A 12087-nucleotide genomic window follows, 5' to 3' on the forward strand; every position below is an offset into this window, starting at 1 on the left:
GGTCAGATCCGCGACAGTGGGTGAGACGCGCGGCGGCCCGGCCGTGGCGGCGGCGTTCGGGACGAGGTCCGCGGACCGGGTGGGCGAGCAGGGGCCGACAGCGGGCCGGACTGTTGGGACACTGGGCCCGTGGCCGATTTCGAGTCTGCGGGGGAGCGGGGCAGGTCCGCGGGCGAGCGCGGCGGGTCCGCGCTTGCCGCGGCGCTGCGGCGGGCGGTCCGGGGCGAGGTCCGCTTCGACCCGCAGAGCCGTGCGCTGCACTCGATGGACGCCTCCAACTACCGGCACGTCCCGCCCGGGGTGGTGGCGCCGCGGGACGTCGACGACGTGGTGGCGGCCGTCCGGGTGCTGTACGAGCACCGCGCGCCGATCACCGTGCGCGGCGCGGGCACCAGCATCGCCGGGCAGGCGACCGGCAACGGCGTCGTGCTCGACCTGTCCCGGCATCTGACGCGCATCCACGGCATCGATCCGGAGTCGCGCATCGCGGTGGTCGAACCCGGCGTGGTGCTCGACGACCTGCGGCGCGCGGCGGCGGCGCACGGCCTGACGTTCGGCCCGGATCCGTCCACGCACAGCCGCTGCACGCTCGGCGGCATGATCGGCAACGACGCGTGCGGGTCGCACTCGGTGGCCTGGGGGCGCACGTCGGCGAACGTGGTGTGGCTGGACGTCCTGACCGCGGACGGGATCCGCATGACGGTCGGCGAGGGCGGGCCGCCGGACGGGGGACCCGAGGCGGCTCGGGCGGGCGGGGCGGGGAGCGGGGCATTCGCCCGGACTTCCGCCGAGCCCACCGCGGGGTCCTCGATCGGGAGGTCCGGCGGATCCGCCGCCAGGCCCTCTGCCGGTCCGTCAGCCGGTCCGTCTGTCGAGTCCTCTGCCGGGTCCTCCGCCGGGGACTTCAGCGGCTTTGGGAACAGGCCTTCCCCGGAACCGCGTTCGGCCGACCGTATCCGGGCCGAGCTGCGCGGCCTCGCCGATGCCAACCTCGCCGTGCTGCGCCGCGGATTCCCGCAACTGCCGCGCCGGGTCTCCGGATACGCACTCGACCGCCTGCTGCCCGAGCACGGCCGGAACCTCGCGCAAGCCCTCGTCGGCAGTGAGGGGACGTGCGCGATCGTGCTGCGCGCGGGCGTACGCCTGGTCCCCGCGCCGCGGGCGCGGGCGCTCGCCGTGCTCGGCTTCGCCGACGACATCGCGGCCGCCGAAGCCGCCCCCGACGTCCTGCGCCACCGGCCGCTCACCGTGGAGAGCCTGAGCGCCGAACTCGCCGCGCTGGCCGTCCATGCGACCGCCGCCGCGCAGGTGCCGTTGCCGGAGCGCGGCGCCTGGCTGTTCGTCGAGACCGGCGGCGACACCGCGGAGCAGGCCGCCGCGCGGGCGCACGCCGTCGCGCGCGGGCTGCGGCTCGCGCCCGGCGCGTATCTGGTCGTCGCGGACCCGGCGGAGCAGCGTGCGCTGTGGCGGATCCGCGAGGAGGCGGCCGGCACGGCGACCCGGCTGGCCGACGGCTCCGAGGCCTGGCCGGGGTGGGAGGACACCGCCGTACCGCCCGAGAACCTCGGTGCCTACCTGCGCGATCTGCATGCGCTCATGCGCCGGTTCGGCCTGCGCGGCCTTCCGTACGGGCACTTCGGCGAGGGCTGCGTGCACATCCGCTTCGACTTCGACCTGCTCGGCCGGGACGGCATCGCGGCGTTCCGGGAGTTCTCCGCGGACCTTGCCGATCTCGTCGCCGGGTACGGGGGTTCGCTGTCCGGCGAGCATGGCGACGGGCAGGCTCGCGCGGAGTTCCTGCCGCGTATGTACGGCACCGAGATCATGGACCTGTTCGGCCGGTTCAAGGCGGTGTGGGATCCGGCCGGGCTGCTCAACCCGGGCGTGCTGGTGCACCCGCACGATGCGGACGCCGACCTGCGTTTTGCGGGCATGCCGTCCGAGCCCGTGCCGGTCGCCTTCGGCTACCCGCACGACCACGGGGACTTCGGAGCGGCCGTCCGCCGGTGCGTGGGAGTCGGCAAGTGCATTGAGACCACGGAGAATTCGTCGGGCGGCGTGATGTGCCCGTCCTTCCGGGCGACCGGCGAGGAGAAGGACTCCACGCGGGGCCGCGCCCGGCTGCTGCACGAGATGCTGATCGGCGACGTCGTCCGCGACGGGTGGCGCTCGGAGGAGGTCCGGGACGCGCTCGACCTGTGCCTGTCCTGCAAGGGCTGCCGCAGCGACTGCCCGGTCGGCGTCGACATGGCCACGTACAAGGCGGAGTTCCTGCACCGGCACTATGCGGGACGCCTGCGCCCGCGCGCGCATTACACGCTGGGCGCACTGCCCTGGTGGGCGCGCGCCGTCGCCGCCGTTCCCGGACTGGCCGCCCTGACGGGTGCGGTAGCCGAACACCCGATGCTGACTCGAACTGCCCTTCGTGCCGCGGGACTCGACCCGGCCCGCGACCTTCCGGCCTTCGCCGCGGAACCCTTCACGCGCGCCTGGCGGCGCATCCGTCCCGCGGCCGCCCGGCGTGCGGAGCTCTCTTCCGCACGCCCCCGCGTCGTGCTGTGGCCGGACACTTTCACGAACCACTTCGCGCCGCAGGTGGCCTGGGCCGCGGTCGAGGTCCTGGAGGACGCCGGGCTCACGGTGGTCCTCCCGCCCGAGCCGGTGTGCTGCGGCCTGACCTGGGTGTCCACCGGGCGTCTGGACACCGCGCGCCGGGTGATGCGCCGTACGCTCGCCACCTTGCGCCCGGCGCTCGCGGCCGGGCTCCCGGTCGTCGGCCTGGAGCCGTCGTGCACGGCGGCGCTGCGTACCGACGTCCCCGAACTCCTCGGCCGCGAGGCGCAGCAACTCCCCGGCGCGGTCATGACGTTCGCCGAGGCGCTGGAGCGGCTGGCCCCGGACTGGTCGCCGCCGCGGCTGGATCGCCCGGTCGCCGGCCAACTGCACTGCCACCAGCACGCCGTCCTGGGAGACGCCGCCGACCGCAGGCTCCGCGCCCGGGCCGGCCTCACCGGCACGCTCGCGGGCGGGTGCTGCGGCCTGGCCGGCAACTTCGGTTACGAGCCCGGCCACCACGAGATCTCGGCGCGCATCGCCGCCGAGCGCCTGCTGCCGGCCCTCGAAGCCGCTCCCGAGGATGCGGCCACGTTGGCCGACGGCTTCAGCTGTCGCACCCAGATCACGCACCTGACCACCCGCGAGCCCCGCCACCTGGCCGAACTCCTCGCCGAGGGCTGCGCGGAGCGGCGCGGAGAGGCCGCAACCGCGGTGTCCGCCGACTCTGCCGACTCCGCCGACTCCGCCGGCTGACCGAGGCAGCACGTCCGGTCCTGTCCGGGCTCCGATCCCGCATTCCCTCCGACCCTCCCTCCCTCGGCGCGCCCCCGCCCTCCCATACGCATTCGAATGTCTCGAAAGATTGACGATGGCAAATCATTCGCCATACCCTCCGTGCGGGTGGGGACCTCGGCACTCTCCGGAGCCGTCCCCGCGCCGGTCCGCGGACCGTTGTCGGGTTTGGGACACCACCCCCGAGATCGCCACCAACCCCCTGGCCCCCTCCCGGGAAATCTGGCGAACTCACAGGAACGCTTGAGTGCCTAATGCAGGGTGTCGAGTTCGCCAGTGGTACGAGGTCCCTTGCCCAGGGCGCTGAGGCGGACGTAGCGCTGGCCTTGCGTCCATGCGGTCGTCCGGCCTGAGGCGTCGAGCTTGGTGTTGGTCACGAGGTGCGGGAGGAGGACGGTGCGGTCGTCCTTCGCCGTGCTGAGGAGCAGGACTTTGTACTCTGCGCCTTCGGCACGCGCATCCTCGGCGAGGAGGTGCTCGATCAGCTCGCCGATGCGGATCACCTCCGGTTTGGGGTCGGCCTTGCGCCGCGTGGCTTCTTCCAAGGTGAAGTGAACGGCCTCCTCGGAGTACAGGATGGCCGCGATCTCCTGGCGTATGGCCTTGTCGGTGTAGAAGCCGAAGTGTGTGATACCGGATCGGAACGAGCGGTTCGGTTGGCAGACGTAGGCTCCATGTCGGAGGTACTCGGGGTACGCCTCACGAGCCGCGACGATCGCGACGTCCTCGTGTTCGAGAAGGTCGTCCAACCGGAAGAGCGCCTGCAGCTCGCGAAGTAGGAAGACGCCTTGCTCGCCGACCAGTTCATCGGGGTCGGCGAGCAAGGCGTCGATCGATTGGGAGAGTGCGGCGAAGTTGAACCACACGACTCTCGGATCGGCGAGTTCGGTGACGCCTTTGGGTTGTTCGGGATCCGGGGTGAGGACGAAGAGCCGTTCGTCCGCGTGGGTCCCGGTGAGGAGCGACAGGTGATTGCCGAGCTGCCCGGGCTTGGTCAGTGCGCTCTTGGTCGTCTTGACCTCGAACAGCCACCGAAAGCTCGCACTGATGCTCGCGTCCGGGACGCTGGGAGCGTCCTTCCCCTGGGTCGGCTGATTGGTGTAGGTCAGCAGGGACAGCGTCGTCTCGCCGATCGCGCCGCCCAGTATCCGCTCCACGATGTGCGACTCCAGCCGCTGCAGCACCGCCAGCAGCGACGAGGTCACGCGGTTCTCGCTGGTCCGGTACGTCGAGAAGAGCGGATTGCGGGTCATTGGCCCCCCAGAGCGCCGGTGTTTGCCGAGGAGCCTAGGGCGAGTCCGAGGACCGCGAACGCGTTTCCGGGCAAGGGAACGGCCCCGGTCCACCGCGGAGTTGTGGGCCGGGGCCGTGTGCTGCGGGCCGGTGGGGCCGGGGCGTCCCTTCCCCGGCTGCCGGTGGCCGCAGCGAGAGGCGGGGGCCTGTGGTCTGCCCGCTCGTCAGGCCCCCGTCTCCCTGTCTTGTTTCCCAGGCTCAGGCGCGGCGACGACGCATTGCGTAGGCCGTACCTCCGCCGGCTGCCGCGAGGAGTGCGGCGCCGATGCCCATCAGGGTGGTGGTGTTGCTGTCGCCGCCGGTGTCGGCGAGGGTCGGGCCGTCGGGGGCCGGGGTGCCGGGGGTGCCCGGGGTCGGGGCCCCGGTGGGCGCGGGCTCCGCGGTGACGATCTTGAACAGGCCGCGCTCGCCGCAGAATTCCGCGATCGGGGCGGGCTCGCCCTCGTCGCCTTCCATGACGTCGACGGCCAGGTAGGTCACGCCGTCCCCGGGCTTGGCGTCGTCGGTGAAGGACATGCGCAGGAGCTGGTCGACCGAGCTGCGCGGCTGGATGGCGTACGGGTCCGGCAGCGGGTTGATCATCTCGCCGGGGACGTCCATCGCCGGGACCGGCTTCCAGTCCTTGCCGTCCTTGGACGCTTCGAGCTTGAGGAGTTTGCTGTCGTTGCCGGTGGTCTTCAGGTCGAAGGCCAGCATCGCGGACAGCGACGGGTACGCCGAGTCGGTCGGGTTGTCGATCCTGAGCTTGTACTGCTTGGCGGGCCCGCCCGGGACGTGGGTGGCCGGGTAGTCGACCAGTGCGACGGTCGGGGCGCCGAGCTTCACGGTGTCGGTGTCGGCGGCCTTCGGCGGGTCCTGCGTGGCGGACTTGAGGTCCGCCTCCGGGGCGTTGCGCAGCGACGTGGCCAGCTTGATGTGGCCGTACGGGTTCGCCGGGTCCGGCGGCTTGGGGGCCGACGGGTCGTGCGCGTTGAACGTGGCGAGCTCGTCGTCCGGCCCGGCGGGTGCCTTCGGGGCGACGCGGACGCGCATCTGCACGACCGTCTCGCCGGCGAAATCGCGGGCGGGCAGGCTGCCCGACACCTTGTCCTTGCCGGTGTCCTTCAGTGTGACGGGATGCCACTTCCCGTTGCCGTCCTGCCATTCGAGGTCGATGGTCGCGTCCTGTAGGCCGCCCAGTGCCGGGTTCAGGTCGGCGCCGGACAGTTCGAAGCCGAGGACGTCCTGCTCGTTGCCGTTCGAGACCTTGACGCTGAACGGCGTCGGCGAGCCCGCGATGCCGAGCACGCCGGGGGCGGTGGTCTGCACGGCGGCAGAGCCTTCGGCGTACGCGGTGCCCGGTGCGGCGAGCACGGCGAGTGCGGGGGCGGTGGCGAGTAGGGAAGCCGTCGCGGTGACGGCCAGGGATCTGCGCAAGGTGTTCTCCAGCGGTGGTTCAGGAAGGCAAGTGGCGTGCTCTTCCACGGGGTTCCGTACGGATGCGGGCGTGCCGGAGGGAGAGCCGGCACGCCGCTGCGTACCGAATGCGGGAACGCCGGAGCGCCCGCCTCACGTGTACGCGTTCGCCAGGCGGAAGTTGCGCCCGGGCACGGTGGAACACCCGTGGAGAAAACGGGGAATGGCCGCGTCAGCGGCTGGGGACGAAGCCCGGGGCCGTCCACGGCCCCGGGCATGATCGTCGGTGATGCCGACCGGCGTACCGGCGGGCGGGTCAGCCGCCGGGATCCGTCCGTCCGAGGGCAGTTGCGGCCCGTCCCGGCGGTGCGGTGCACGCGTCCGGGCAGGCAAGGCCGTGCGACTCGTACGGGTCGCCGAAGCGGCGGTCGTGCGCACCGGCCTGTTCAGGCCGTGCGGCATCGACAGCCTGCGGGCAGGCGCCCGCGGCTGGAAAGTCCAACATGGTTCCCCCCAATGTGAACGCTGCGATGCTACCCCGACAAGTCGCCGAGCGTTGAAGAGCAGGCGAACTCGTCCTGGCGGCAGGCCAATTTGCCGTTGCCTAGGCCGGCATCGTGCCCACGACGACGGTGGCGTACAGCTCCGCGCAGACGGCGATTTCCACGCACAGCCCGCTGCGTCCGAACGCCTCCGCGGTGCCGGGTGCCTGATGCTCGCTCGTCTCCACGAGCAGCCGCCCGCCGGGCGCCAGCCACGCGGGGGCCTGTTCGGCGACGCGGCGGTGGATGGCCAGACCGTCGCGGCCGCCGTCGAGCGCCACCAGCGGTTCGTGGTCGCGGGCTTCGCTGGGGAGCAGCCCGATCTCTTCGGTCGGGACGTACGGCGCATTCGCGACCAGCACGTCGACGCGTCCCAGGAGATGCCGGGGCAACGCCGCGTAGAGATCGCCCCTGTGCACGGTGCCGCCCACCGGCGCGAGGTTGCCCGCGGCGCACCGGACCGCGTCCGGGTCGATGTCCGCCGCGTGCAGTTCGACATCGCTCAGCATCGAACCGAGCACCGCACCGACAGCGCCCGAGCCGCAGCACAGGTCGACCACCACGGTCGGTCCCGGCGCGGCGGACCCGTGCACGAGGGCGACGGCCTCGTGGACCAGGAACTCCGTACGCCGACGCGGCACGAACACCCCGGGCGCGACCGCCAACCGCAGGCCGCAGAACTCGGCCCAGCCCAGGACGTGTTCGAGCGGCAGTCCGGAGCACCGGCGTTCGACCATCCCGACGAGCGAGAGGCTGTCGGGTGCGGCGGCGAGCAGCAGCGCCGCCTCGTCTTCGGCGAAAACACAGCCGGCGGTACGCAGAGCCGAGACGACCTCGGCGAAGACATCATCGGAAACGATCGGGAGTGACATGTGAGGACCTTTCGGAGTGCCGAAGGGTGCCCTCACGGTCGCTCGCGCGTCAGCTCGCGGCGGCCGTACGGCCGGTGGAAGAGAGCACCCAGCCTGCTGCAGCGGTAATGGGTCTCACCTCCCTGGTCCATGGCGCCCGGCGCGCGGACCGCACACGGACGCGGCAACACTACCCCGAATCCCTTGGGTCCCCGTGCGCCCCCCGAGATCTTCCGCCGCCCTGCAACGCGCTCCGCAGATCAGCCGGCACCCGGTAGAGCAGCCCGCTCATGCCCAACGCCGCCGCGGCAGCCACGTTCTCGGGGAGGTCGTCGACGAACAGGCAGTGCCGAGGGTCCACGCCCGCGAGGTCCGCGGCGATCTCGTAGATGCGGCGGTCCGGCTTCGCGATGCCGAGGCGGGCGCTGCTCACAACGTGGTGCGCGAGGGTGTCCAGGCCGAGGGACAAGAGGTCGGCTTCGAGTTCCAGGCTCGCGTTGCTCACCAGGACGAGCGGGACGCGGTTGCGGACGGTGCGCAGGAGGCCCACCACTTCCGGGTCGGCCTTGAACGGCGCCCGGGCGAAGGCTTCGGTCAGCGTGCGCGCGGTGTTCTCCGGGATGTCCTGCGCGATGAGCGCGGCGAGGATGCGGTCGAGCCACCCTTGGCGGTCCATCGCTCCCAGCATCACCGGTGTCATCAGCTCGGGGAGGAACGCCGCGCGGGTCGTGGTGCCGGGTGCGATGCCGGCGTCGCGTTCGACGGCCTTGAGCGGCGCGGGGTCGTAGAAGCGGATGACGTTGTCGAAGTCGCAGAGCACGGCTCCGTAAGGGAGTTCGGTCGTCATCGCTCCATGGTGCGGGACGGGGACGACCCACTGAAGCCGAAGTACCTCGGCCGCGGGCTGCTACTCGTGGACGTGCCGGCGGGCCTGGAGGGCCAGGCGTAGGCCGAGCACGGTTTCCGGGTCGTCGAGGTCGGTGCCCAGGAGTTGGGCGATGCGGGCCAGGCGGTCGTACAGGGTCTGGCGGTTCAGGTGCAGGTCGCGGGCCGTCTCGGCCTTGCGGCCGGCGTGGGTCAGGTACGCCTGGAGGGTGGGCAGCAGCGGCTGGCGCGCGGTGCGGTCGTGTTCCAGGAGGGGGCCGACCGCGCGGCGGACGAAGGCTGCGAGGTCGGCGTGCTCGCGCATGCGCCACAGGAGCAGTTCGATGTCGAGCCGGCGCGCGTCGTACCAGGGGAGTTCGGAGAGTCCGCGGGCCGCGGCCGCGGCCTCGGCGGCGTGCCGGAGGCCCGCTCCGGCGGCACCCCAGGGGCCTGCTGCACCGACGACGACGACGGGCGGCTGCGGTCCCGGGGCGAGGCCGGCGCGGGTCAGGCCGGCGCGGAGGGCGGCGGCGACCCGGTCGGCCACTGCCACGCGTTCGCCCGCGGCCCGCAGGCCGAGCAGCAGCGCGAGGCGGCCTTCGACGGGGCGTACGCCGAGCAGCACCGGCAGCCCGAGCGCCGAGAGTTCCTCTTGTACGGCGCGGGCGATCGGGGCCCAGTCCGTGGCGCCGACGCCGGAGCCGACCCCGTCGCCGGGGGTGTCGGAGGCGAGCCGGACCACGACCGGCAGCAGGGGGCCGTTCTCGTGGACGAAGCCGAGGACGCGGGCCTGCCGGGCGGCGTCCTCTTCGGCGACGCGCCCCTCGGCGAGGTCGCTGAGGAAGTCGCCGCGCCCGCGGGCCGCGAGCTCTTCCTCGTGCCGGGCCTGGCGCAGCGCCACGGCCAGCAACCCGGCTGCGTGATCGACCACGATGCGCCCGAGCGGAAGCATGGGCCCGTGCACGGGCAGGACGACCAGACGGCCGCGGATCGGCTGCAGTGTGCCGCCGCCCGTGGTCGGGCCGCCGGCCGGGACGTCGACCACCAGCGCGGTGCCCGGCACCAGGGCGGTGGGAGGCCGGTCGTACGCGCCTGCCGTCGCCGCGGGGTGCCGCCCGCCGCGCAGGCCGGCCCAGGCGTCCAAGGGGTCGGCGTCGCCGTCCGGGGCGGTGCCGGGCGGGGCTGCGGTGTAGAGCAGCCGGCCGTCGGCGTCTTCCAGATAGACCGGATTGCCCACGTGCTCGGCCAGCAGTTCCAGGACCTCGGGGACGCCCCCGCCGCTGAGCAGGATCTCGGTGCAGCGGCGGTGGACCTCCTCGCCCTGCCGGAGCAGGGCGTAGTGGCCGTTGACGATCTCGGTGTGGATCGCCTCGGTCACGGCGACAAAAGGGACTTCACGGTGCAATTGGATCAACGGGAGGTTGCGCAGACGGGCCGCCTCGACCATCGCGGCCGGCAGCACGTCGAAGCGCTGCCCGAGTTCCACGACCAGCGCGGCGATGCCCCGGTCGGCGAGCTGCGCGACGAACCGCCGGTGGTCGGCCGGCCGCGGGCCGATGCCGAGCCCGGTGGTCAGCAGCAGCTCCTCGCCGCGCAGCAGCGAAGCGATGTTGGGCACCTCGCCGGTGTGCACCCAGCGGATCGGCCGGTCCAGGCCGTCCGGGCCGGCCACCACTTCGGGGAGGCCGCGGCGCAGCGGGGGCAGTTCCAGGGCCTGGCGCACGGTGATCCCGGCCAGCGGGGCGGTGTCCCCGGTCCGGGAGTCGCCGCTGCGGGGCTCTCCGCTCCGCGCGCCACCCGCCCGGGAGGGCGATGTGTCGCGGGCGGCCGTACGCGCCTTGAGCGTCGTCGGCGGGACTGCGGCGAGCCTCCCGGGTATGTCCATTTGCGGCACGCTACCGGCCGGTCGCCCGCATGTGGATCACATCCAGGTTTCGAACCGTGCACATCGTCCGGCTGCCCCGACACTACGTCGCCTTCCGAAGCGGAACGCCTGACCCCATGTCGGTTGTCGCGGGACCCGTTCCGCATCGAAGCTGACGGCCCGTCGGAATCAGCGGCGGTTCCGGCGCGCCCCAGAGGCGGGCCGGCGCTGCGGGCTGCATCGGCAGGTGCGCAGAAGACACACGCGATACCTGTCGAACGATCAAACGTAATGCGCGTGTGATCGGGTTCCGCTAAATACAGATCTTCTTTTTCGACATCCTGAAGGAGGTGGCATGACCACGGTCTCCACTGATGCTCCGTCGGCGGACAGCCCCGGCGAGGTCAACAGACTGAAGGCGAACTCGGTCGGCCTCGTCGGCGTCGTCTTCATGGCGGTCGCCACGGCTGCACCCATCACCGCGATGACGGGCAACCTGCCGGTGATCGCGGGCAGCGGGGGCAACGGCCTCGGCGCCCCGGCCGCGTACATCATCGCGACGCTGGTCCTGACCATCTTCTCGGTCGGCTACGTCACGATGGCGAAGCACATCACCGCCGCCGGCGCGTTCTACGGCTTCATCTCGCACGGCCTCGGCCGCGTGATGGGCATGGCGTCCGGCCTGCTCGCGGTGATGGCGTACATCGTGTTCGAAGCCTCGATCCTCGGCTTCTTCGCGTTCAACATGAACGCGCTGGTCGACTCCCAGATGGGCGTCGACATCCACTGGGGCGTCTGGGCCTTCATCGGCATCGCCATCATCGGCGGCCTGGGCTACTTCGACATCCACCTGACCGCCAAGGTCCTCGGCATCGCCCTGGTGCTGGAGATCGCGGTGCTCGGAGCGGTGTCCCTCGCGGTGCTGTTCACCGGCGGCGGCCCGGACGGCTTCATGCCGGGCGACACCATCAACCCGCTCAAGGGCATCGAAGGCGCGGACGGCAGCATCGGCGCCGCGGCCGGCTTCGGTCTGTTCTTCTGCTTCTGGTCGTGGGTCGGCTTCGAGTCCACCGCGATGTACGGCGAGGAGTCCAAGGACCCCAAGCGCGTCGTGCCGCGCGCGACGCTGATCTCGGTCATCGGCGTCGGCCTGTTCTACGTGTTCGTCTCCTGGATGATGGTCTCGGCCGAGGGCCGCGGCGTCGTCGAGGACAGCAGCGGGCTGTTCTTCAACCCGCTCGGCGAGCACTTCGGCAGCTGGGCCGTGGACGTCTTCCAGTGGCTCATCGTCACCGGTTCGTTCGCCTGTGCGATGGCGTTCCACCAGTGTGCGTCGCGCTACCTGTACGCGATCGGCCGCGAGGGCTTCATCAACAAGAACCTCGGCCGCACGCACCCGAAGCACGGCTCCCCGCACATCGCGTCGATCGTGCAGACCTGCCTGACCATCGCGATCGTCAGCGGCTTCCTGCTCGCCGACCAGCACCCGGTCACGCACATGTACGGCCTGCTGGCGCTGCTCGGCACCATGGCGATCCTGATCGTCCAGACGCTCTGCTCGTTCGCCACCGTCGGCTACTTCCACGTGCAGGGCAAGCACCCGGAGACCAAGCACCCGGTCAAGACGCTGATCGCCCCGATCGTCTCGGGCATTGCCATGATCGGCGTGGTCTTCCTGCTCATCAGCAACCTGGAGGACGCGGCCGGCGCCGCCTCCACCAGCCTGCTGTTCGACCTCATCCCGTGGATCGTCGCGCTGCTCTTCGTGGCGGGCATCGCCCTCGCCCTCTACATGAAGAACGCCAAGCCCGAGTCCTACGAGCGCATGGGCCGCATCATCCTCGAGGACGCCGGGGAGCGCGACGGCTCCGCCGGCACCATCCCCGCGCAGGGCGGCCAGCCGGTCAAGTCCTGAACGCCCACGGCCTGA

7 protein-coding genes are annotated in these 12087 nt (G+C 72.0%); 2 read left to right on the plus strand and 5 right to left on the minus strand.

Annotation, left to right across the window (positions count from 1 at the left end; all coding sequences use genetic code 11):
- The first annotated feature begins 264 nt into the window (after nucleotides 1–264).
- Nucleotides 265–3309: an FAD-binding and (Fe-S)-binding domain-containing protein gene (locus LZ495_RS19820; RefSeq protein WP_372498610.1), complete on the plus strand. Its 3045-nt coding sequence runs from the start codon at nucleotides 265–267 to the stop codon at nucleotides 3307–3309.
- Between the two features lie 290 nt (nucleotides 3310–3599).
- Here LZ495_RS19820 and LZ495_RS19825 read toward each other — a convergent pair whose 3' ends face one another.
- From LZ495_RS19825 to LZ495_RS19845, 5 genes are all read right to left on the minus strand, one after another.
- The gene (locus LZ495_RS19825) at nucleotides 3600–4601 is read right to left on the minus strand and encodes a hypothetical protein (RefSeq protein WP_235053754.1); all 1002 of its coding nucleotides are present in this window, start codon (nucleotides 4599–4601) and stop codon (nucleotides 3600–3602) included.
- 238 nt (nucleotides 4602–4839) lie between these two features.
- The gene (locus tag LZ495_RS19830) at nucleotides 4840–6057 is read right to left on the minus strand and encodes an LPXTG cell wall anchor domain-containing protein (RefSeq protein WP_235053755.1); all 1218 of its coding nucleotides are present in this window, start codon (nucleotides 6055–6057) and stop codon (nucleotides 4840–4842) included.
- A 583-nt stretch (nucleotides 6058–6640) separates the two neighbouring features.
- On the minus strand, nucleotides 6641–7450 hold the full coding sequence (locus tag LZ495_RS19835; protein ID WP_235053756.1) for a putative protein N(5)-glutamine methyltransferase: 810 nt from the start codon (nucleotides 7448–7450) through the stop codon (nucleotides 6641–6643).
- Between the two features lie 169 nt (nucleotides 7451–7619).
- Nucleotides 7620–8276, minus strand: a complete 657-nt coding sequence (locus LZ495_RS19840; protein ID WP_235053757.1) for an HAD family hydrolase — start codon at nucleotides 8274–8276, stop codon at nucleotides 7620–7622.
- A gap of 60 nt (nucleotides 8277–8336) precedes the next feature.
- Entirely contained in the window at nucleotides 8337–10178 is a 1842-nt protein-coding gene (locus tag LZ495_RS19845; protein WP_235053758.1) for a PucR family transcriptional regulator, read from the minus strand.
- 334 nt (nucleotides 10179–10512) lie between these two features.
- On the opposite strand from LZ495_RS19845, the gene LZ495_RS19850 reads away from it, so the two are divergent.
- Nucleotides 10513–12072: an APC family permease gene (locus LZ495_RS19850; protein WP_235053759.1), complete on the plus strand. Its 1560-nt coding sequence runs from the start codon at nucleotides 10513–10515 to the stop codon at nucleotides 12070–12072.
- The last annotated feature ends 15 nt before the right edge of the window (nucleotides 12073–12087 follow it).

The sequence above is a fragment of the Yinghuangia soli genome, assembly GCF_021502675.1.
Lineage (GTDB): Bacteria > Actinomycetota > Actinomycetes > Streptomycetales > Streptomycetaceae > Yinghuangia > Yinghuangia soli.